Raw genomic sequence first — 21,582 nt, forward strand, 5'->3', positions numbered from 1 at the left:
GCGCAACGAACCCAGACTGGCGAAGACGCCCTTAGTCGCGGATCCAGCTGCCGTGGAACCCGTAAGGAACGCGGCGCGGCAGCTGAACGCGAGCGACGGGCCCCTTCGAGAAGTTCTGGGCGTCGATCACCACCAAGTCACTCGCGTTGCGCTTGGCGTCGTACACGAAGGTGAGGACGTATCCCTCATCTTCGCCGTGGCCCGCGCGCGCGAACACGGGCTCACCAGCACCGTTGCCCTTGCCGCACTCCCACACTTCGCTGCGCCCGCTCGCCAGGTCGTACTTGATCAGGTGGCCGCCGAACTGGTCCATGTCCTTCAGGCCCGTCATGTAGCCGTAGCGGTGCTTCAGGCCGACGCACTCGTCCGCGACGCGGGGGAAATCTGCGGCGCGGTCGTCGAGCGGGATCTCGCGCACCTTGCCGGCCTTGCGGTCGATCACCCAGCGGTGCAGCAGCGCCGGCGTGCCTTGTCCGTCGGCGGGGCTGAACGCGAGCTTCTTGAAGCGCGCGACGTCGATCACGATGTCGTCGCCGTCTTCGTACGCGTTCATCGGATGGAACACGTAGCTCGGCTCGACCTCGTACCAGACCACGTCTTTGTTCGTGCCGTTGCGCGGCATCACGCCGAGGCGCGCGCCGTAGTCGTCGCTCCAGCGGATGGGCATGCCACCGCTCGCGAGCATCGAGAGGTCGAAGATCATCGGGAGATCCATGAACACGACGTAGTTCCGCGTGATGTTCCAGTCGTGCATCATGGTCGGGCCCTTGACTGTGATCTCTTCGCTCTGGACGAGCGTGCCGTCGGCCGCGACGCGGTGGTACGTCAGATACGGCGGCAGCGCGCCGTAGCCGAAGAACAGCAGCTCACCCGTGACGGGGCACAGACGCGGGTGCGCGGTCATCGCCGACTTCAGCTTTCCGCCGAAGTCGTGGCAGCCGACCGTTTCGAGCTCCGGCGACACGATCCACGGGAAGTGACCCTCTTCGAGCGCGAGGATCTTGCCCGCGTGCGCGACCACGTGCGTGTTCGCGAGCGAGGCGCTCATGTCGGTCTTGCCGTCGGGCCCGATCGCCGCGGCGTTCGCGTCCTTGAAGAGCGTCGTCTTCACGTAGCGATTGCGGTACCAGCGCGCGCGCCCGTTCTCGAGCCGCACGCCGTGCAGCATGCCGTTGCCGAGGAACCAGTGCGGCGACGTTCCGCTCTGCGGGTTCGAGCCGTTGCGGAAGAAGCGGCCGTTCAGCTCCTTCGGCAGAGCGCCCTGCACGGGCAGGTCGGTGAGCGTCACTTCGTCCATGACTGGCGCGAAGTTTCCTTGCAGATGAAACGGGGTGGAGAACATCGAGGGGGCGGTAGCCATTGGATCCTCCGAGTTGCGCCGAAGCGCGGGCGCGATGTGAATCGAAACAGTCTGGAGCGCTCAGCTCATGGAGCGCCTGCAACCTTGATGACTTGCCCGGTGACCCAGCTCGACGCGGGCGAGGAGAAGAAGAGCACCGCGGCGCCCAGATCCTCGGGCGTGCCGAGCCGGCGCATCGGGAGGCGGATCGCCTTCTCGAACGCGGGCAAGTCGCTCTGCTTCAGCTTGAGCGCGGTCATCATGATCTCGGTCGGGACCGCGCCCGGAGAGATCGCGTTCACGCGCACCTTGGGCCCGAGCTCCGCCGCGAGCGTCATCGTGAGGTTGTTCACGCCGGCCTTCGCAGCGGCGTAGTGACCGCTGCCCGGGAACGGACCGTGCGCTGCGAGCGACGAGATGTTCACGATGCGCCCATCGTCGCGCATGCGCTTTGCAGCCACGATGCTGCACACCCACACCGCGGTCAGATTCAGCGCAATCGTCGCGTCCCACTCGGCGCGCGGCAGCTCGGTGAGCGGCGCTTGAATCGGCGAGCCGCCGGCATTGTTGACCCAGATGTCGAGCGCGCCGAACTCGTGGATCGCGCGCTCCGCGAGGCGTTCGACTGCGGCCTCATCGGTGACGTCCGTGGGCGCCGCGACGGCGCGCCGCCCGCGGTCGCGCAGCGCCTTCGCGACGCGCTCGACTTCCTCGGCACGCCGCGCGGCGAGGACGACGGCGGCGCCGGCCTCCGAGAGCACGTGCGCAATGCCTTCGCCGATTCCGCGGCCCGCGCCGGTCACGACCGCGACCTGGTCGGAAAGATCGACGAAGCGTGCGATCGTCACCTGAACTCCTGTCCGTGGCGACAATTAACCTACTCGTGGTAGAGAATTCAAGCATGGCCGCACGAAAGAGCGCTCGCAGCCGCGCCGAACCGCGCCCGGACGGGCGGGCCTCCGCCGTCCCGCGCCGCCGCGGCCGGCCGCCGCTCGCGGACAGGGCGCGCCTGCTCGACGCCGCTGAGAGCGTGATTCGCCGCCACGGCGCGACCGTTTCGCTGGACCGCATCGCGGCGAAGGCGGGCGTGACGAAGCCAGTCCTCTTTGCGCACATCGGCGACCGGCGCGCGCTCGTGTACGCGCTCTCCGAGCGCCTGCTCACGCGCATGGAGGCTGCAGCGCAAGCCGCGGTCGCCGCGGCGGGCGGTGGCTCCGCCGTGCTCGAGCGCCTGATCCGCGCGCAGCTCGAGACGATCGCGGCGGACAGGCACCTCTACGCGTTCGTGAACGGCGCCGGCGCCGGCGACACCGACCTCGCCGGCACGCTCGAGTTCGCGAACCGCTCGGCGGCGCCGCTGATCGCCGGCATCGCGGACGCGCGCGTGCGGGCGGGGCTAGACCCCGCGCCCGCCGAAGCGTGGGGCCACGCGATCATCGGCGTGCTGCACATGACGGGGCTGTGGTGGCTGCAGAAGCCCGCGGCCGAGCGAGACGCCGCGCAGCTCGCGGCGCAGCTGACGGACTTGTTGTGGAACGGACTCGCGCCGCGTGGGCGCGCACAGGAGTGAAGATGAAGACGCTCGAAGGCAAGGTGGCAGTTGTTACGGGCGCGAGCCGCGGCATCGGGAAGGGCATCGCGATGGCGCTCGGCGACGCCGGCGCGACGGTCTACGTCACGGGGCGCACCGTGGCTGCGGGGCAGGCGAAGCTGCCGGGCACGATCGGCGAGACGGCGGAGCAAGTGACGAAGCGCGGCGGGCGCGGCATCGCGGTTGCGTGCGATCACGGCGACGACGCGCAGATCAAGCGCCTGTTCGAGCGCGTCGCCGACGAGACCCGCGGCCAGCTGGATGTGCTCGTCAACAACGTCTACAAGATCCCGGACCCGCCGGCGTGGGGCGGCGGCTTCTGGGAGCACCCCATCTCGATCTGGGACGACCAGGTCGGCATCGGGCTGCGCAGCCACTACGTCGCCTCGGTGTACGGCGCGCCGATGATGGTGCGCGCGAAGCGCGGGCTGATCTTGAACATCTCCTCGCCCGCGGGCGGCATGTACATCTTCAGCGCTTCCTACGGCGTCGGGAAAGCGGGGATGGACCGGCTCGCCAAAGACATGGCGCACGAGCTGAAGCCGCACGGGGTCGCGGCGGTGTCGCTCTGGCCGGGGGCGGTGAAGACGGAGTTCGTGATCGAGGCGGCGAAGACGGGGAACATGGACATCTCGAAAGCGGAGTCGCCGCTGTTCACCGGCCGCGCGGTAGTGGCGCTTGCGAGCGATCCGAAGGTGATGGAGAAGAGCGGGCGCGTGATGATCGTGGCGGATCTCGCGAAGGAGTACGGGTTCCGCGACGAGGCGTAGTTGTTATTGGCGGCGCTGGTTCGTGGCTTGGGTGCGCGGCTCTCGCTTCGCTCGAGCGCGCGTGCGCGGTGCTTGGTTGCTGGCGCTCTCGTTCGTGAAGCCGCCGCGCGGTCCGGCGGGGGCTCGCTCTGCTCGACCGCGTGGGCGCGTCTGGTGGTTGCCGTGCGGAGACCGAGGATTTTGGCGCCGAGATTCGAGCGTAAGCGCGCCCACGCCCGGGTACTCGCGCCGCGACCCCCGCCTCCCCGCGCGGCTCCTCGGCGGTGCGGCGTCATCACGCGCCGTGTGGGTGGCGTTGTGACGCGACTGCGCCATCGAGGCGCAGTCGCGTCACTTCCGAGGTGGGTTGCGCGTCGCGCGGTTGGGTCGTGTCTCGCGCTCGTGGCTCGGGTGCGCGGCTCGCGAGGTAGTCGGGCTTCGGCGCGGGTTCGCGCTCGGGCTTGTTAGGGGCTAGTGGCGGCCGCCGCGGCCGCCGCCTCCGCCGCCGGGGCGTCGGCGTCCGCGGCCGCCGCCTCCGCGGCGTCCGCCGCCGTCGCGCCGGCCTCCGCCGCCGTGGCCGCGTTCGAGGAATTCGGGCGCGCGAGGCGCTTCGGCTTGCTGTAAGTCGGCGCTCGCGGAGGCTTCGTCGTGGACGCCGGTGTCGGGGCGGTGCTCTTTGAGATAGAGCGCGGCGATGGCGGCGAGGTCTTTCAGGCCTTCTTCGTGGCTCGCCATCTTGCGGATGAGCGGGACGATGCGGTCGATCTTCCACTCGCGATCGCGCGGGGTCATGTGGCGCGACTCGTGCTCGATCTTGACTTCGAGGCGTTCGCGGATGCGGTCGAGCAGCATTTCTTCCGTCGGCAGCGGGCGCTCTTGGATGGCGATGCCCGTGACTTTCTGGATGTTGCGGAAGTTGCCGATGTCGAGGCCCGAGACGAGAGAGAGTGCGACGCCAGCTTTGCCTGCGCGGCCGGTGCGGCCCGTGCGGTGCACGTAGACCTCGGCGTTCTCGGGCGCGGCGTAGCCGATCACGTGCGACAGGTCGCTGATGTCGATGCCGCGCGCCGCCACGTCAGTCGCGACGAGGATGCGCAGCTCGCCCGCTTTGATGCGTGCCATCGCGCGCTCGCGCGCGGCTTGCGTCAAGTCGCCGCTGATCTGGTCGGCGTCGAAGCCGTGGCGCTGGAGGTACGACGTCACGAAGCGCACGTCGTCCTTCGTGTTGCAGAAGATGATCGCGCTCTCGGGATCTTCCATTTCGAGAACGCGGCGCAGGTTGGACTCTTTCTCCTGCGCGGTCGTCACGTAGTACGCATGCTCGATCTCGCTCGGCGAGGCGTGTCCCTCGACGAGCGAGAGGAACTTCGGCTCGTGGAGGAAGTTGCGCGAGAGCGACAGGACTTTCTCCGGCATCGTCGCGGAGAAGAGGCAGCTCTGGCGCTTGTTAGGGAGATAGCTCTTGATCTCCTTCATGTCGGGCCAGAAGCCGAGCGAGAGCAGCTCGTCGGCTTCGTCGAACACGACGACCCGCACTTCGCCGAGCTTCATGCGGCCGGCGCCGAGGTGATCGAGGATGCGTCCCGGCGTGCCGACGACGACGTGTGCGCCCTTCTCGAGGCCCTCGTTCTGCGGGCCGTACGCGACGCCGCCGTAGATCGGCAGACAGCGCACGCCGAGGTGTTTGCCGAGCGCGGTGATCTCGCCGGTGATCTGGTTGGCGAGCTCACGCGTGGGAGCAAGTACGAGCGCCTGGGTCACGGGTAGCGCGGTGTCGATCGCGCTGATGATCGGGATGCCGAAGGCGCCGGTCTTCCCGCTGCCGGTGCGCGCCTGCACGATGATGTCGGAGCCTTCGCGCATGAGCGGGATGGCCTGCGCTTGCACGGGCATCGGCGCGGTCCAACCGAGGTCGGCGATGCCGAGGCGGAGGGGTTCGGGGAGGTCGGAGAAGAGCGTGTCGGTGGGTTCGGTGGTCAAAGTGCGCGGCATCGTACAGACATGAGGTGGTGATCGCTGCGGGGTGGAGTGCTCGTTCGTGGCTTGGGTGCGCGGCTCTCGCTTTGCTCGAGCGCGCTTGCGGGGCTGATTGGGTGTTGGCGCTCTCGTTCGGGGCGCCGCCGCGCGGTCCGGCGGGGGTCGCTTTGCTCGACCGCGTGGGCGCGTCTGGGTCAAGCCTTGCGCTGACCGAGGATTCTGGCGCGATGCATCCGAGCGTGAGCGCGCCCACGCCCGGGCACTCGCGCCGCGACCCCCGCCTCCCCGCGCGGCTCCTTGCCATGCGTCGTCGTCACGCGACGGGTGGGTGGGGAGGTGACGCGACTGCGCCGTCGAGGCGCAGTCGCGTCACTTCGGAGGTGCCGTGCTCTCGCGAGCTTGGGATGGTCTCTCGTTCGTGGCTCGGGTGCGCGGCTCGCGCTTTGCGCGAGCGCGCGTGCAGCGATCTGGGTGGCGCCGTTCCATCTCCGTAGGAGCGCGGAGTCGAGTGTTGTCGCGGCTAAGGTGTCGCGCCTATGTCGTCTGTTTCGCGGGCAGAGGTTCGGCGCATCGCGCGGCTGGCGCGGATTCGCGTTGGGGATGAGGAGGCGGATGCGCTGGGGCGCGATCTCGCGGCGACGCTCGAGTACGTGAAGCTGCTCGATGAGGTGGATGTTTCGGGGGTTGCGGAGACGTCGACCGTGATGCCGCTGGCGACACCGTTTCGTGTCGACGAGGTGGCGGCAGCGATGGAGCCGGAGAGCGTGGTGATGAATGCGCCGGCGCACGAGGGCTCGGCGTTTGCGGTGCCGAAGGTGCTCGGCGCGGAAGCGGAAGGCTGAGCGCGGTGGCGGAGGCGCTCGGCACGGTGGCGGAGCTGCGCGCGGCGCTCGATGCGGGTGCGCTGAGCGCGGTGGAGTTGGTGCGGCGCTCGGTCGCGCGCGGGCGGGCGCTCGATTCGGTGCTGAATGCGACGCGGTCGTGGCGTGCTCGCGCGGAGGAAGAGGCAGCGGCTTCGGATGCGCGGCGGGCGCGCGGCGAGAAGCTGTCGGCGCTCGACGGGATTCCCGTCGCGATCAAGGACTGCATCGTGCAGGCGGGCGAGCCTGCGACGGCGGCGTCGAAGATCCTCGCCGGGTACGTCTCGCCGTTCGATGCGACGGCGGTAGCGCGGCTGCGCGCGGCGGGCGCGGTGATCGTGGCGCGCACGAACATGGACGAGTTCGCGATGGGCTCATCGACGGCGCACAGTTGTTATGGACCGGCGCGCAATCCGTGGGACTTGGAGCGCTCGCCGGGCGGCTCGTCGGGCGGGTCGGCGGCGGTGGTGGCTGCGGGCATCGTGCCGCTCGCGCTGGGCAGCGATACGGGCGGCTCGGTGCGGCAGCCGTCTTCGCTGTGCGGCGTGACGGGGATGAAGCCGACGTACGGGCGCGTCTCGCGGCTCGGGCTGATCGCGTACGCGTCGTCGCTCGATCAGATCGGGCCGTTCGGGCGCACCGCGGCGGACTGCGCGGCGCTGCTCGACGTGATCGCGGGGCACGACGCGGCGGACTCGACCTCGCTACCCGAGGGCTCGCCGCGCGCCTCCGCTGCCCTGACAGGTGACGTCTCGGGCCTGCGCATCGGGGTTCCGCGTGATGCGCTCGCGCTGCCTGGCGTCTCGCCCGCGGTGATCGCGCGCGTGCTCGAAGCGACCGACCAGCTCGCCCGCGCGGGCGCGAAGCTCGTGGACGTGTCGCTGCCGCACACGCGCTACGGGATCGCGGCCTACTACCTCGTGGCGACGGCGGAGGCCTCGAGCAATCTCGCGCGCTTCGACGGCATGCGATACGGGCTGCGCGTTCCGGGCGACGGAGTGACCGCGACGATGGAGGCGACGCGCTCGCAGGGCTTCGGCGCCGAGGTGAAGCGGCGCGTGCTGCTCGGCACGTACGTGCTGAGCGCGGGTTATTACGACGCCTACTACAAGAAGGCGCAGCGCGTGCGCACGCTCCTGCGCCGCGATTTCGAGGAGGCATTTCGCGCCTGCGACGTGATCGCGACGCCGACGTCGCCCGAGGTGGCGTTCCGTTTCGACGCGAAGTCGGACCCCATCTCCGAGTACGTCGCCGACGTCTTCACCGTGCCGGCGAATCTCGCGGGCATTCCCGCGATCTCGGTGCCCTGCGGAACGGCGCAGCCGGAGGACGGCGGGCCGGAGCTGCCCGTCGGGCTTCAGCTGCTCGGGCGACCGCTCGAGGACGCGACCGTGCTGCGCGCGGCCGACGCGTATCAGCGTCTCACCGACCACCACACGCGGAGGCCGCCGCCGTGAGCTGGGAGGTCGTGATCGGGCTCGAGGTGCACTGTCAGCTGCGCACGCGCAGCAAGCTGTTCTCGGCGTCGCCCGTCGCGTTCGGCGAGGAGCCGAACCACAGCGTGACGCCGCTCGACCTCGCGCTGCCGGGCACGCTGCCCGTCATCAACGGCGCCGCGGTCGAGCTCGCGATCCGCGCAGCGCTCGCGACGCACTGCACGGTGCACGAGCGATCCATCTTTGCGCGCAAGAACTACTTCTATCCCGATCTGCCGAAGGGCTATCAGATCTCGCAGTACGAGGAGCCGCTCGCGACGGGCGGCTGGGTCGAGATCGAGAGCGCGAGCGGCGGCGCGCTGCGCGTGCGGCTCACGCGCATCCACATGGAAGAGGACGCGGGCAAGTCGATTCACGACGCGGCGCACGACGACACGCTGATCGACTTGAACCGCGCCGGCGTGCCGCTGATCGAGATCGTGTCGGAACCGGATCTGCGCAGCCCCGCCGATGCCGCGGAGTATCTGCGCAAGCTGCGCGAGATCGTGCGCGGCGTGGGCGCGTCGGACGCGGAGTTGGAGAAGGGGCAGTTCCGCTGCGACGCGAACGTTTCGATTCGCCGGCCGGGGGATTCGAAGCTCGGAACGCGCAGCGAGATCAAGAACCTCAACTCGTTCCGCTTCGTCGAGGCCGCGATCGAGCGCGAGGTGACGCGCCAGATCGAGATCCTCGAGGGCGGCGGCAAGATCGTGCAGGCGACCCTCGGCTACGACGCCGAGCGCGATCGCATCTTCACGATGCGCACCAAAGAGAACGCGGACGACTACCGCTACTTCCCCGACCCGGATCTGATTCCTCTCGTCGTCTCCGCTGCGCGCATCGCCGAGATTCGCGCCGCGTTGCCCGAGCTCGCCGATGCGCGCGAGCAGCGTTTCGCTTTGCAGTACGCGCTCGCGGCGAAGGACGCGGCGCTGCTCGCGGGCGACGCGCAGCTGTCGGCGTGGTTCGAGGCGGCGGCGCGCGCGCACGGCAGCGCCAAGTCCGTGGCGAACTGGGTGATTCGCGACGTGCTCGGCGCGCTGAAGGAGAGGGGCGCCGAGCTCGCCGCGGTGAAGCTCGCGCCCGAGGCGTTCGGCGCGCTCGTGAAGCTCGCGGACGACGGCAGAGTCACGGTGAAGAACGCGCGCGCCCTGCTCGCCGAGCTGTTGTGGGCGGGCGGCGACCCCGCGGCGCTGATCGCCGAGCGCGGCCTCGCGGCCGTTTCGGATACGGGAGCGCTCGAAGCCGAAGCGAACGCGGTGATCGAGGCGAACGAGAAGGCGGTCGCGTCGTTCCGCGCGGGCGATGCGAAGTCGCTGAACTTCCTGATGGGCCAGGTGATGAAGCGCACCCAGGGCAAGGCCGACCCCGCCGCAGTTCGGGAGATTCTCACGCGCAAGCTCGGAGGCTGAGGCGATGAAGCTCGCGGTCCGCGTGTTGTTAGGGCTCGGAGCGCTCTTCGCCGTCGCGCTGATCGCGCTCGCGATCGCGCTGCCGCGCATCGCGCGGCGACCCGAGGTGCGCGACGAGGTCGCGCGCGCCGCGCTCGAAGCCACGGGGCGCGAGCTGCGCTTCGGCGAGCTCGATGCCGGCGTGCTGCCCCCGCGCCTCATCGTCGCGAGCCCTGAGCTCGTCGCGCGCGAGGGCGACGCTCCGCTGCGCGCCGATCGTGTGGCGCTGCGCATCGCGCTCCTGCCGCTGCTCACCGGCAGTGTCGCGATCGACTCGCTCGTGCTCGAGGGCGCCGAGCTCTCGTTAGCGCGCACGCCGGCGGGCTTCGAGATTCCGGTCGTGCTCGCCGAGGGTGAGGCGGAGCCGACGACCGCGGAGTCGAGCCTCGATCTCGGCGTGCGCGAGGTGCGCATCGAGAGCTCGCGCGTCGCGCTGGTCGATCGCATCGCCGTGCCCACCACGACGTGGCAGCTCGAAGACGTGAACGCACGCGCCTCCGGCGAGCTTCTCGCGCAGCGCCTCACGTTCGATGCGAGCGCGAAGCTCGCGAGCGGCGGCGACCTCTCGGTGTCGGGGAAGCTGAGCGGCGACGGCGAGCTCGGTGTTCAGGTGAAGCTGTCGACGCTCTCGCTCGCCGCGGCGAAGGCGTACTTCCCGGAAGGCGCGAGCGCCTCGGGTGAGGGCGACTTCGAGGTGACGCTCGCGGGGCCGACCGACTCCCTCTCGGGGCCGATCGCGGTGGATCTCGATGCCGCGCAGCTCGCCTTCACCGACAATTTCCGCAAGCCCGCGGGCGACACGCTGCGCATCACGGGCACGCTGTCGCTCGCGGGCGACGCGATCGCACTGACGGATGGTGCCCTCGAGCTGCGCGACCTCGAGACGCCGCTCGAAGTCGAGATGGCGCAGAAGACGCGCGCGAAGCTCGGTGGCGGCTCGCTCGACCTCACCGGGTGGGACGCGATCCTGCCCGCGCTCGCGGGCCTCGGCCTCACCGGCAAGCTCGCCTTCGACGATCTCGCGATCGGCATGGACCCGCTCTCGGTGCGCGGGCGCATCTCGCTGAACGAAGTCGCGATGCCGCTCGGCGAAAGACAAGTCGCGACCGTCACGATGAAGCTCGAAGGCTCCGGCGACGCGATCGAGGGCGCGGGGCCCCTAATAATCGGTGGCCAGCAGATTCCGCTCGAGCTGGGCGTGACGCGCCTCTCGCGTGAGATGCACCTCGCACTCGGCGCGAAGGCCAAGGGCCTCGACAGCGGCGCGATGGCCGTCGCCTTCGGCGCGCCCAAGGGCTCGATCGACGGGCCGCTCGCGATCGACGCCGATCTGCGCGCGCCGCTCGGCGGCGAGAAGTCGCTCACCGAGGCGCTCTCGGGTCCGCTCTCGTTCTCGATCGCGCCCGGCCGCTTGCCCGGCGTTTCGCTGCTGCGCGATGCGATGGACGCGCTCAGCGCGATCTCGAGCGTGGCGTCGATCTTCGGCAAGGCAGGCCAGAACGAGACCTTGCAGAAGTTCTACGACGACGAGTTCGAGGAGCTCGGCGGGTCGTTTCAGCTCGGCGGCGGCAAGGCGAGCACGGACGACCTCGCGATTCTCTACCGCGACTACCGCGTCGACCTAACAGGCGACATCGCGCTCGCGGACACCGCACTCGACCTCGAGGGCACGCTCACGATCTACGAGTCGGTCGACCAAGCCATCGCGAGCACGCCCGGCGCCTCCGCACCCGCGCGCACCGTGAAGCGCGAGCTGCCGCTCGCCGAGGTGACGGGCACCGCGAGCGATCCCAGCGTTTCGATCTCGCCAAAGGGCGCCGTGAAGTTCGCGGCGGCGTATCTCGGCGGCGGCAAGCTGCGCGAGACGATCGACGAGAAGGTGCCCGGCGCAAGCGGCGTGATCGACGCGCTCGGCGGGCTCTTCGGGGGCAAGAAGAAGAAGGGCGAGGACGCGGAGTGAGCTGGCGGACGCTGCGTTGGGCGGACGACGGTGTCTACCTGCTCGATCAGCGTGCTCTCCCCGAGCGCGAGGTCGAGGTCGCGTGCCGCAGCGTGGAGGAAGTGGCGCGCGCGATCGAGGAGCTCGTCGTGCGCGGTGCGCCCGCGATCGGCTGCGCGGCGGCGCTCGGCGTTGCGCTCGCGGCGCGGCGCAGCGAAGCGCGCGACATCGCCGTCCTCGCGCGCGAAACGGCACACGCGCGGGCACGCTTGTTACGGACGCGGCCCACGGCGGTGAATCTCGCGTGGGCCCTCGCGCGCATGGAGCGCTGCGAGGCCGAGGCAATGCGCGCGCCTGGCGCGAGCGCGGTGTCGCTGCGCGCCGCGCTGCTCGCCGAGGCGCACGCAGTCGTCGCCGAAGACGAGCGCATCTGCCGCGCGCTCGGCCGCGCCGGCGCGGAGCTCGTGCCCGATCCTGCGCGCGTGCTCACGCATTGCAACGCCGGCGCGCTCGCGACCGCGGGCTACGGCACCGCGCTCGGCGTCGTGCGCGCCGCGGTCGCGCAGGGCAAGCGCGTCTCGGTGCTCGCGGACGAGACGCGCCCATTCCTGCAGGGCGCGCGCCTGACGGCTTGGGAGCTGCACCGCGACGGCATCCCCGTCACGGTGATCGCGGACTCGATGGCCGCGCACCTCATGCGCCTGCGCGAGGTCGACCTCGTGATCGTGGGCGCGGACCGCATCGCGGCGAATGGCGACGTCGCGAACAAGATCGGCACGTACGGCGTCGCGCTCGCCGCGCGCGCGCACGGCATCCCGTTCTACGTCGCGGCGCCGCTCTCGACGCTCGATCCGCACACGCCGAGCGGCGCAGCGATCCCCATCGAGGAGCGCGGGCGCGAGGAGATGGCGCGCGTCGCCGGGCGCACGCTGATTCCCGACGGCGTGCCCGTGCGGCACCCCGCGTTCGACGTGACGCCCGCCGAGCTGGTCACCGCAATCGTCACCGAGGCAGGCGTCGCGCGCGCTCCCTACGACGCGAGCCTCGCCGAGCTGTTGCGGGCCTCTCGCGCCTGAGTTGCGCGCGCGTGGTGTGACCGCGTTCACGCGGCTCGCACGCAGAATTCCGATGCAACGGGGTGAGAGGGACGCCCCATGGCTTCGACCGCCACCATCCTTTGCGCGGACGACGACCGCGGCTTCTGTCAGATCCTGTCGCGCGCCTTCACACACGCGGGTTATCAGGTCGAGACGGCGCACGACGGCTACGACGCGCTCGAGCGCGCGATGAAGCTGAAGCCCGCGCTGCTCACGCTCGACGTGATGCTGCCGCGCATGGATGGCTTCCGCGTGCTCGAGATGATTCGCAGCGAGAAGTCGCTCGCGAAGACGCCCGTGATGTTCGTCTCGGGCTGCACGTTCACGCCCGACTACGAGGCGCGCGCGAAGGCGCTCGCGGCGACCGCGGTGCTGAAGAAGCCCGTGCCGCTCGATCAGCTGCTCGCTGCGGTCGAGAGCGCGATGGCGATGTCGCCCGCGAAGCCGCGCGGCGCGCTCACGCTCGACGGCTCGCTCGAGCAGCTGCCGTTTGCCGAGCTGCTGCATCACCTGCATGGCCTGCGCGCGACCGGCGTACTGGATCTGAAGCACGGCAAGAAGAAGAAGCAATTGCAGCTGAAGGACGGCGTGCCCGAGGCGGTGCGCTCGAACCTCATGCAGGAGACGCTCGGCGCGCTGCTCGTCGCGAGCGGCACGATCACCGAGGACGTGCTTCACGCTTGCGTGTCGCGCATGAAGACGAGCGGCGGCCTGATCGGGCAGATCCTGCTCGCGAGCCAGATGCTCGACGAGGAGAACCTGACGCGCGCGCTACGACGTCAGGCGGACGAAAAATTCTTCGAGCTGTTCGGCTGGCGCGCGGGCAGCTTCGTGTTCCACCAGCGCGCGCGGCTCAAGGGCGCAAACGCCCTCTACCTGAACCGGAGCCCCGCGGACTTGTTGCTGCACGGCGTGCTCGAGCGGATGCCGCGCGACGTGATCGAAGCGCGCCTCGCGCACCGCAACCAAGCGGTGCCCGTGCCGGGCGGCAGCCGCTTCTACCAGTTCCAGAGCGCGCAGCTCGACGCGCAAGGGCGCGCTCTGCTCGGTCAGGTCGACGGCGTGAAGACCGTCGCGCAGATCGAGGCGAGCAGTGAGCGCGCGCGGCGCCTGCTGTATGCGCTGATCGCGCTCGAGATCGTCGAGCTCGCCGAGGCGCCTGCCGGTTCGCCTCCCGCGAAACAGCCGAAGGCTGCGCCCGCGAATGCGGCGCTGCGCGAGGTGCGCCGAACCTCGGCGCCCGATCCGCGCGCGGATCGCACGACCGAGCAAGCTCTGCGCACCGAGTTGTCAGGGCTCGCGGAGCGCCTGCGCAGCGGCGACCCGTGGCGTGTGCTCGGTGTCGGCCAAGAGGCGGGCGACGAGCACATCCGCGCCGTCTACGCCGAGCTCGCGAAGCGCGTACACCCCGATCGCTGCGTGGGCGCGAGCGACGCAACGCGTCGGCTCGCCGAGGAACTGTTCGGCTTCGTGACGAAGGCCTTCGACGCGATCCGCGACGACGCCGCTCGCGTCGACTGGCGCCGCCAGCAGCGGCAGGAGCAGGAGGACGCCGTCGCGCGCGAGGAGAGTGAGCGCGCGGTCTACGCCGAGAGCGAGTTCACGCGCGGCGAAGGGTTGTTACGGGCGAAGCGTCCGAGCGAGGCGCTGCAGGCGTTCCGCAACGCGGTCGAGTCGTACCCCGACGAGTGCGACTACCACGTCTACCTCGGCTGGGCGCACTACATGACGGCGCCCGAAGCCGAGGGCCGCGTCGACCAAGCCATCGCGATGGTGATGCGCGGGCGCAAAATCGCACCCGACCGCCGCACGCCCTACCTCTTCCTCGCGCGCCTCAGCCAGGCCGCCGGCCGGATCGATCACGCGGAGAAGATGTACGCGCGCGCGATTCAGATCGATCCGGGCTGCGTCGAGGCGATGCGAGAGCTGCGGCTCGTTCGCATGCGGCAGGACAAGAGCAAGGGCATCGTTGGGAAGATCCTCAGGCGCTGAGGCTCGCGTCTTTCCTTGTTTACTTCGCAAGCGCCTCCGAAGACTCCGGCGCTTGCTGCGCGCTTCGCTTGCGGCCTCGGCCGACCCGCTCTGGCGGAGCGTTCGTCATCGGAGTTCTTCTGACCCGGGTGCCGGTGCGTCAGCTACCGAGGCGTTCTGTCGGGCAGGGGCGTTCGCGGCCTGGGCGCACTCGCGCTGGTGCGGGGGTCGCGTCACCTTTCGCGCTTCCTTTGAGCGAGGTGCGCGATGGCGAGTGTGCGGGTGAGTGGCGAGAAGATCTGGCTCGATGGGCGGATGGTGAATTGGGACGACGCGAAGGTGCACGTGCTCACGCACACGCTGCACTACGGCCTCGGCGTCTTCGAAGGCATTCGTTGTTACCGCACCGATGACGGGCGCTCCGCGGTGTTCCGCTTGCCCGAGCACGTGCGGCGCCTCTACGAATCCGCGCACATCAACATGCTCGAGATTCCGTTCACGCGTGAGGCGGTGACGGGCGCGATCTGCGAGACGCTGCGCGCGAACAAGTTGGCCGAGGGCTACATCCGGCCGCTCGTGTTCGTCGGCGACGGCGTGATGGGCATCAATCCGGCCGACAACCAGATTCGCGTCGCCGTGATCACGTGGGCGTGGGGCAAGTATCTCGGCGAGGAAGGCATGGAGCGCGGCATCAAGGCGCGCATCTCGTCGTTCCAGCGCCACTACGTGAACGCGAAGATGACCAAGGGCAAGACGTGCGGGGACTACGTGAACTCGATCCTCGCCAAGCGCGAGGCGCTGCTCGACGGCTACGACGAGGCGATCCTGCTCGACACGAGCGGCTTCTTGTCCGAGGCGACGGGGGAGAACGTCTTCATCGTGCGCGACGGCGTGCTGAAGACGCCGCCCGTGGAGACGGTGCTCGACGGCATCACGCGCGCCTCGATCCTCCAGCTCGCGCGCGAGAAGGGCATTCCGGCGCAGGAGGCGATGATCACGCGCGACGAGCTCTACATCGCGGACGAGGTCTTCATGACCGGCACCGCGGCGGAGCTGACGCCGGTGCGCGAGATCGATCACCGCGCGATCGGCGCGGGCAAGCGCGGGCCGATCACGAAGGTGCTGCAGGACGCGTTCTTCGATGTCGTTACGGGGCGCGATCGAAAACACGAGAGCTGGCTGACCTACGTCTGAGCCGAGCGTGCGCGACTGCATCTTCTGCAAGATCGTCGCGGGCCTCGCGCCCGCGGCGCGCGTGCACGAGGACGAGCTCACCGTCTCGTTCATGGACTTGTTCCCGGCGAGCCGCGGGCATCTGCTCGTCGTCCCGAAGCGTCACTTCAGCGACATCCTCGGCGCAGACGAAGCCTCGCTCGTGCGCGTGGCCGCGAACAGCCGACGCATCGCGCTCGCGTTGAAGCGCGCCCTCGCGCCCGACGGCATCGGCGTGCATCAGCTGAACGGCGCTGCCGCGGGCCAGACCGTGTTCCACTACCACATGCACCTCATCCCTCGGCGCATGGGCGACCCGCTCGGCCTCCACGGCCGGCGGCAGGCGAGCGAGCTGGAGCTCGCGGAGGTGGCGGCGCTGATCTCCGAGGCGCTCCTCGGGATTCCCTAACAAACCGTGCGCGCCCACCCTGCGACGCGTTTCGCTGCATTGCCCACGCCGTCTTCGCGCCGCATGCGCACGGCGCGTTACCGCACCTCGATCCTGCGGAACGCAGCGGCCAGAACGCCGAGGCTCGCGGCCGCCCACACGAGACCGCGCGCGAACACGGCGGCGAAGTCACTCGGCAGCTGCGCGCTCGGGCCCCACGGCGCGAGGGCGCGCAGCATCGCGCTCGCGATCGGCGGACCGAATTGGTCGAGCGTGCGCAGGAAGCCGCCGCTGCTCGCGGGATCTGAGGAGGGAAAGAACGCGGTCGCTGCGGCGATCGTCGTGAAGAACACGAGCCCGAACACGAGCAGCCAGATCGCGATGCGCGGCAGCGTGAGTGAAGCGGCCATCGCGAGCGCCGCGACCGTCACGCACGCGACCGCGCACGCGGCGCCTGCGAGTAGCGCTGGCGTCAGCGCGACGCCGCTGCGCGTGACGAGCCAGAAGCTCGTCATGCCCATGAGCACGATGCCCGCCGCGAACGCGACGGTCAGCGCGCCGGCGAGGCGCGCGAAGGCGAACTCGTGGCGGCGCACGGGGCGAGCGAGCGCTGCCGTCGCGTGGCCATCCTCGATCGCTTGCGCAAGGTGATCGGACGCGAGCAGGCCCGCGAGCGTCACGACCCAAAGGCCGACGATCGTGAGCAGCGCGATGCCGAGCAGAGGCTGCACGTTCGCGGCGTCCTGCGGGACGCCCTGAGTCGTTACGGCCGGCGCGCAGCCCGCGCAGTTGTCGAGCACCATCAGCGACAGGATCGACGCCGCCGCAATCGCGAACACGAGCTTGCGCCGCAGCGCGTCGAGCAGCGCCTCGCGCCAGAGCAGGAGGAACGCGCTCATCCTCGCACCAGCCGCACGAAGGCGTCTTCGAGGCTCTCGCCCTCGCGCACGATCTCGGCGATCGGGCCGCCCGCGGCGAGCTTGCCGCCGTGCAGGATCGCCACGCGATCGCAGGTGCGCTCGATCTCGGAGAGCACGTGCGAGCAGAGCAGCACCGCGGCGCCGTCGTCGCGCGCGCGCTGGATCCACGTGCGCGCGTCGCGGATGCCGAGCGGATCGAGGCCGCTGGTGGGCTCGTCGAGCAGAAGCAGCGCGGGCTTGCCGATCAGTGCCATCGCGAAGCCGACGCGTTGGCGTAGTCCCTTCGAGAGCGCGCCAATGCGGTCGCTCGCGCGGTCGCCGACGCCGACGTAGTCGAGCATCTCCGCGACCGCCGAATCTCGCCCCGCGCCTGACAAGCCGGCGAGCCCCGCCGAGAGCGTGACGGCACCGCGTACGCTCGCGCGCTCGGGCAGTGAGACGCGCTCGGGCAGGAAGCCGACGCCGCGCCGCGCTTGCGGGTCGCGCGGATCGTGACCGCGCAGCGTGACGACGCCTCGCGTCGGGGCCGCGAATCCGAGCAGGAGGCGCAGCGCCGTGGTCTTGCCCGCGCCGTTCGGACCTAACAATCCCAGCGCGGCGCCTTCCTCGAGCGCGAAGCTCACGCCGTCCAGCGCAGTGCGTGCGCCGTAGCGCTTCGTCACGTCCACGAGCTCGAGGGCGGTCACGCGCGCACGGTAGGCGGCGGCTCGCGCGCATCAAGCGCGGACTACGCTGCGCGCATGCCCCGCGCGCACATCGAGCTCGCCGACGCGAAGAGCATCCTCACGCGCACCTCGGGCTACCTCGCGGGCTTTACGCACACGCTGCAGCCCTACGCGGGCTGCCAGTTCTCGTGCGAGTACTGCTACGTGCGCGAGCTGGCGGTGCAGCGCACGAACCGCTTCGGCCTCGCGTGGTCGCGCTGGCTCGTCGCGAAGCGCAACGCGCCGGCGCTGCTCGCGCGCGCGAAGCTCGACCGTGCCCGCATCTTCATGTCGTCCGCGACCGACCCGTACACGCCGATCGAGCGCAAGCTAGGCCTCACGCGAGCGTGTCTCGAAGTGCTCGCCGCGCGTCCCCCCGCGGCGCTGATCGTGCAGACGCGCAGCCCCCTCGTCGTGCGCGACGCCGCGCTGCTCGCGCGCATCCCGCGCTGTGCGGTGAGCTTAACCGTGACGACCTGCGACGAGCAGGTGCGCCGCCTGCTCGAGCCCGACTCGCCGCGGTTCGCGCGCCGCGTCGCGACGCTGCGCGCGCTGCACGAAGCCGGCGTGCGCGTGCAGGCCGCGCTCTCGCCGCTGCTCCCGGGCGACACACGCGCCCTCGCGCGCGCGATCGCGCCGTACGTGCAGCGCGTCGTGCTCGACGACTTCTTCCGCGGCGACGGCGCCGGCGGCCGCCGCAGCGTGCGCGCGCTGCGCAGGCTCGAAGCTGCGGGCTACGCGAAGTGGGCGCAGCCCGGGTATGCGAGCGAGGCGGAGGAGTTGTTACGAAGAGAGCTGGGGAGAGAGCGGGTGGTGGTGTCGAAGGAGGGGTTTGCGGAGCTGGGCTGGCTCGGCGCTTAGCGTTGGACGCGGCGCGAGATGACGGTTCTCATTGCGATGACAAGAGCCGCAGCAAGCTCTCGTGGCCGCCGGTGGCGAAGATCTCGACCGCACGGCGTGCTTCCGCGAGCGAGAGCTCGCGAGTCGGAGCGGATATCCGGCCTCGGCTGGACAAGAGACCGAACAGTCGCCGGACCTCGCCTCGGTATGAGTAGTCGTTCACGAAGAACATGTCGTCGGGCTCGCCGCAGCCCGACACCCAAAACAGCCGGTCCTCTTCGATGTCCAGGACCGAGAACGTGGGCGAGACCTTCTGCAAGCGGTTCGCGGCGACGATCTGGCCCGCCCAATCGAAGGCATCGAACGCCTCGAGGATCTCGCGCGCGCTCGCGACGCCGCGATCATCGACCTGACGAGGGTCGAACTCGGCGAACTGAAGGTTGTAGGAGTAGGTCGGCACTCAGCGGACGATGCGACCACGCCGACCTGGCAGCAACGTGCGCGCGGCTCGCCGTCGCCGCAGCGCAACCGGGGGCGCGGCAGCGTGATGCTGCGCGCCCTCCGGTGCGCTTTCCCGACTCCGCGTGCGACTCGCACCAGCGCGACTGTGCGCCGCGCGGCCAGCGGTCTCGCGCGCGAGCCGGAGAAGAGAGAGGCGCGGCGACTGATTCGCGTCGCCGCGCCGAGAGCTCAGTGCGATCCGATCGGATCCTGGAACACGTAGCGGTACGGCTTCTTGATCAGCATCTCGGTGGGCTTGCCGATCTCGGACGGCTGAATCGCGGCGGTCATGCCGGCGGCCGGCAGCCACAGCACCGCGCCGACGCCCATCGCGACGAGTCCGAGCGGGCGCATCACGAGCACGTCGAACATCGGGCCCGTGTGGGAAGCTTCGGATTCACCGAACTGCTTGCCGGCGAGCGCGGGGCTCGCGAAGAGAGCCGCGGCAACCGTCACCGCAGCGAGCTTGGAAGCGAGTCGCATGATGTGTCCCTCCGTGGGATGCGAATGAGGACTCATCGGCGCGCTTTCGCCCTCGCTGAAGCCCCGCGCGCGGTTTGCCGATGGCGCCCCTTCACGAACCGGCAACTGCGCGGCAGTTTCTCGCGAATCCCGTGACGCACGCCCCAAAAGAGACCTCGATGTCCGCTGCTTCGCCTCCCCGCCGACCGCGCTCGCTGCTCGCTTTCGCCGTGTTTCTCACGGCGCTGGCGCTGGTTGCCTCCGCGCACTGGTACTGGCTGAAGGGGTTCGTGCTCGATCCTGCAGTGCCCGGGCCGTGGCGCACGCTCGCGGTCGCGCTCGTGCCGGTCGCGTTCGTGGGCATGTTCATCGCGCTCGCACTCGAGCGCGCGCTCCGGCCCCCGCTGCTGCGAATCGTGTCGTGGCCCTTCGCGCTCTGGATGGGCGTGTTCTGGCTCGGCTTCGTCTCGCTGCTCTTCACCGACGCCGCGTTCGTGCTGATGGGCGCGGCGAGCAGCGCGAGCGCGCTCGATCTCTCGCGCGGCCGGGCGCTCGCCGCGGGAGCGCTGACGCTGCTCACCGCGCTCGTCGCGCTGCGCAGTGGCCTGCGCGTGCCGCGCGTGAAGCGCAGCGAGATCGCGCTCGCGAATTGGCCGCGCCAGCTCGACGGCTTCCGCATCGTGCAGATCAGCGACATCCACATCGGTCCGCTGCTCGGGCGGCGCTTCGCGGAGCAACTCGTTGCGCGCGTGAACGCGCTCGCGCCCGACCTCGTGGTCGTTACGGGAGATCTCGTGGACGGCGCCGTCGACAAGATCGGCGACGACATCGCGCCCTTCGGCGAGCTGCGCGCCGAGCACGGCGTGTGGTTCGTGCCAGGCAATCACGACTTCTACTCGGGCGTCGACGGCTGGGAGAAACGCCTGCGCGAGCTGGGCATTCGCGTGCTGCGCAACGAGCGCGTGCCGGTCGGCGGCGATGCGGGCTTCGATCTCGCGGGGGTAGACGATCACCGCGGCGACTGGTCGAAGGGCACGACGGAAGACGTCGACGCCGCCGTCGCCGGCCGCGATCCGCAGCGCGCGCTGATCCTGCTCGCGCACGATCCGCAGACGTTCCCGAAGGCGGCCGAGCGCGGCGTCGATCTCCAGATTTCCGGCCACACCCACGGCGGACAGCTGTGGCCCTTCAGCGCACTGGTGCGCCTAATCACTCCCTACGTCGCAGGCCTCTACTCGCGCGGCCCGAGCCAGATCTACGTGAGCCGCGGCTCCGGCTTCTGGGGCCCGCCGATGCGCCTCTTCGCGCCTAGCGAGGTGGGGGAGTTGGTGATTCGGTCGCAACGGACGGATTTGCCGAAGTTTGTTTGACGTTCTTTGGCGGCGTGGCTGCCTTTCGAGCGTGATAGAAGCCGAGGATGGCTTGGACGAATGCGCCACTCGAGCTGTTTCACGGGACGGACGCAGCTTCTGCCCACTCGATCCTCGGCAGTGGAGTGAGCCTTTCCTACTGCAGCCCGCTCACGGACTTCGGCGCCGGCTTCTACACAACGACGAATCTGACGCAGGCACGCGACTGGGCGATTGCGCGAGCAACGCGTGCAGGACGTGCGCCTGCGGTCGTCGGATTCGCGGTCGACCGCACCTGGCTTTCACGCCTCGAGGGGCTGACCTTCGTCCAGTCCGGGCACGCGACGGGCTATCAAGACTTCGTCCGGTACTGCCGCGCGGGCCACGCTCCGCACAGGCCCGGTGGAGTTGACTACGAAGTCGTTTCCGGGCGTGTCGCAATCTGGCCCAGGCGCACAGCGACTCTGCTCACGTTCCGCCGATACGACCAGTTCAGCTTCCACACCAGTAAAGTGATCTTGGCCCTCAACGCGCTGTGGATCACGCCGCACGGGAGGATCGTGCCATGAAGGGGATCGAGGTCGATTTCTGGGAGGAAGTCTGGAAGGCGATGGAGCGACTCGCCCGAGTTGACCTGATCTGGGTTTCTCGGCCCAGCTGATTCCTGGGAGAATGGCTCCCGACGAAAGGAAGCCCCCCGTGAAGAAGAGCCGGTTTTCGGAAGAGCAGATGGTGAAGATCCTGCGCGAGGCGGATC

Annotated in this window: 20 protein-coding genes; 13 read left to right on the forward strand and 7 right to left on the reverse strand. The window is 69.9% G+C overall.

The features are described from left to right. Positions 1 to 31: 31 nt before the first annotated feature. Positions 32 to 1,360 (reverse strand): carotenoid oxygenase family protein, encoded by a 1,329-nt coding sequence (locus tag FJ091_13485; GenBank protein MBM4384363.1) that lies wholly within the window; start codon positions 1,358 to 1,360, stop codon positions 32 to 34. Positions 1,361 to 1,425: 65 nt separating this feature from the next. Next, entirely contained in the window at positions 1,426 to 2,211 is a 786-nt protein-coding gene (locus tag FJ091_13490; GenBank protein ID MBM4384364.1) for an SDR family oxidoreductase, read from the reverse strand. Between the two features lie 29 nt (positions 2,212 to 2,240). Between FJ091_13490 and FJ091_13495 the strand changes: the two genes are divergently transcribed. Continuing rightward, positions 2,241 to 2,909, forward strand: coding sequence for a TetR/AcrR family transcriptional regulator (locus FJ091_13495; GenBank protein MBM4384365.1), 669 nt, complete (start codon positions 2,241 to 2,243; stop codon positions 2,907 to 2,909). Positions 2,910 to 2,911: 2 nt separating this feature from the next. Then, positions 2,912 to 3,700 carry an SDR family NAD(P)-dependent oxidoreductase gene (locus tag FJ091_13500; protein ID MBM4384366.1) on the forward strand — a complete coding sequence of 263 codons (789 nt, stop codon included), beginning with the start codon at positions 2,912 to 2,914 and terminating at the stop codon, positions 3,698 to 3,700. A gap of 450 nt (positions 3,701 to 4,150) precedes the next feature. Here FJ091_13500 and FJ091_13505 read toward each other — a convergent pair whose 3' ends face one another. After that, the gene (locus FJ091_13505; protein ID MBM4384367.1) at positions 4,151 to 5,659 is read right to left on the reverse strand and encodes a DEAD/DEAH box helicase; all 1,509 of its coding nucleotides are present in this window, start codon (positions 5,657 to 5,659) and stop codon (positions 4,151 to 4,153) included. 533 nt (positions 5,660 to 6,192) lie between these two features. Here FJ091_13505 and gatC point away from each other — a divergent pair. From gatC to FJ091_13545, 8 genes are all read left to right on the forward strand, one after another. Continuing rightward, positions 6,193 to 6,498, forward strand: coding sequence for an Asp-tRNA(Asn)/Glu-tRNA(Gln) amidotransferase subunit GatC (gene gatC / locus FJ091_13510; GenBank protein MBM4384368.1), 306 nt, complete (start codon positions 6,193 to 6,195; stop codon positions 6,496 to 6,498). Then, complete coding sequence (gatA, locus tag FJ091_13515; protein ID MBM4384369.1) at positions 6,495 to 7,973, forward strand: Asp-tRNA(Asn)/Glu-tRNA(Gln) amidotransferase subunit GatA; 1,479 nt, start codon at positions 6,495 to 6,497, stop codon at positions 7,971 to 7,973. Before gatC ends, gatA begins: the two co-directional genes overlap by 4 nt. Beyond that, entirely contained in the window at positions 7,970 to 9,403 is a 1,434-nt protein-coding gene (gene gatB / locus FJ091_13520; protein ID MBM4384370.1) for an Asp-tRNA(Asn)/Glu-tRNA(Gln) amidotransferase subunit GatB, read from the forward strand. Before gatA ends, gatB begins: the two co-directional genes overlap by 4 nt. A 4-nt stretch (positions 9,404 to 9,407) precedes the next feature. After that, positions 9,408 to 11,402 carry a DUF748 domain-containing protein gene (locus FJ091_13525; protein ID MBM4384371.1) on the forward strand — a complete coding sequence of 665 codons (1,995 nt, stop codon included), beginning with the start codon at positions 9,408 to 9,410 and terminating at the stop codon, positions 11,400 to 11,402. Then, on the forward strand, positions 11,399 to 12,457 hold the full coding sequence (gene mtnA, locus FJ091_13530) for an S-methyl-5-thioribose-1-phosphate isomerase (GenBank protein ID MBM4384372.1): 1,059 nt from the start codon (positions 11,399 to 11,401) through the stop codon (positions 12,455 to 12,457). The genes FJ091_13525 and mtnA overlap by 4 nt, the downstream gene beginning before the upstream one ends. A 78-nt stretch (positions 12,458 to 12,535) precedes the next feature. Further along, on the forward strand, positions 12,536 to 14,470 hold the full coding sequence (locus FJ091_13535) for a response regulator (protein ID MBM4384373.1): 1,935 nt from the start codon (positions 12,536 to 12,538) through the stop codon (positions 14,468 to 14,470). A gap of 246 nt (positions 14,471 to 14,716) precedes the next feature. After that, positions 14,717 to 15,643, forward strand: a complete 927-nt coding sequence (locus tag FJ091_13540; protein MBM4384374.1) for a branched-chain amino acid transaminase — start codon at positions 14,717 to 14,719, stop codon at positions 15,641 to 15,643. Between the two features lie 7 nt (positions 15,644 to 15,650). Continuing rightward, entirely contained in the window at positions 15,651 to 16,070 is a 420-nt protein-coding gene (locus tag FJ091_13545) for an HIT family protein (GenBank protein ID MBM4384375.1), read from the forward strand. Between the two features lie 77 nt (positions 16,071 to 16,147). Here the strand turns inward: FJ091_13545 and FJ091_13550 are convergent, their stop codons facing one another. Both FJ091_13550 and FJ091_13555 read right to left on the reverse strand, forming a co-directional pair. Next, a complete protein-coding gene (locus tag FJ091_13550; protein ID MBM4384376.1) occupies positions 16,148 to 16,948 on the reverse strand; it encodes a hypothetical protein in 801 nt (266 codons plus the stop codon). Next, the gene (locus FJ091_13555) at positions 16,945 to 17,655 is read right to left on the reverse strand and encodes an ABC transporter ATP-binding protein (protein ID MBM4384377.1); all 711 of its coding nucleotides are present in this window, start codon (positions 17,653 to 17,655) and stop codon (positions 16,945 to 16,947) included. Before FJ091_13555 ends, FJ091_13550 begins: the two co-directional genes overlap by 4 nt. Before the next feature lie 54 nt (positions 17,656 to 17,709). Here FJ091_13555 and FJ091_13560 point away from each other — a divergent pair, with 54 nt between their 5' ends. Beyond that, positions 17,710 to 18,534, forward strand: coding sequence for a radical SAM protein (locus FJ091_13560; GenBank protein ID MBM4384378.1), 825 nt, complete (start codon positions 17,710 to 17,712; stop codon positions 18,532 to 18,534). A 28-nt stretch (positions 18,535 to 18,562) separates the two neighbouring features. Here the strand turns inward: FJ091_13560 and FJ091_13565 are convergent, their stop codons facing one another. Together FJ091_13565 and FJ091_13570 are read right to left on the reverse strand one after the other, a co-directional pair. Continuing rightward, positions 18,563 to 18,973 (reverse strand): hypothetical protein, encoded by a 411-nt coding sequence (locus FJ091_13565; GenBank protein ID MBM4384379.1) that lies wholly within the window; start codon positions 18,971 to 18,973, stop codon positions 18,563 to 18,565. A 230-nt stretch (positions 18,974 to 19,203) separates the two neighbouring features. After that, entirely contained in the window at positions 19,204 to 19,497 is a 294-nt protein-coding gene (locus FJ091_13570) for a hypothetical protein (protein ID MBM4384380.1), read from the reverse strand. Between the two features lie 158 nt (positions 19,498 to 19,655). Here FJ091_13570 and FJ091_13575 point away from each other — a divergent pair, with 158 nt between their 5' ends. Continuing rightward, positions 19,656 to 20,846 (forward strand): metallophosphoesterase, encoded by a 1,191-nt coding sequence (locus FJ091_13575; GenBank protein ID MBM4384381.1) that lies wholly within the window; start codon positions 19,656 to 19,658, stop codon positions 20,844 to 20,846. 47 nt (positions 20,847 to 20,893) lie between these two features. After that, on the forward strand, positions 20,894 to 21,394 hold the full coding sequence (locus FJ091_13580; GenBank protein ID MBM4384382.1) for a DUF3990 domain-containing protein: 501 nt from the start codon (positions 20,894 to 20,896) through the stop codon (positions 21,392 to 21,394). Positions 21,395 to 21,582: the final 188 nt, after the last annotated feature.

It is taken from the genome of Deltaproteobacteria bacterium (assembly GCA_016875395.1).
GTDB lineage: Bacteria > Myxococcota_A > UBA9160 > UBA9160 > UBA6930 > VGRF01.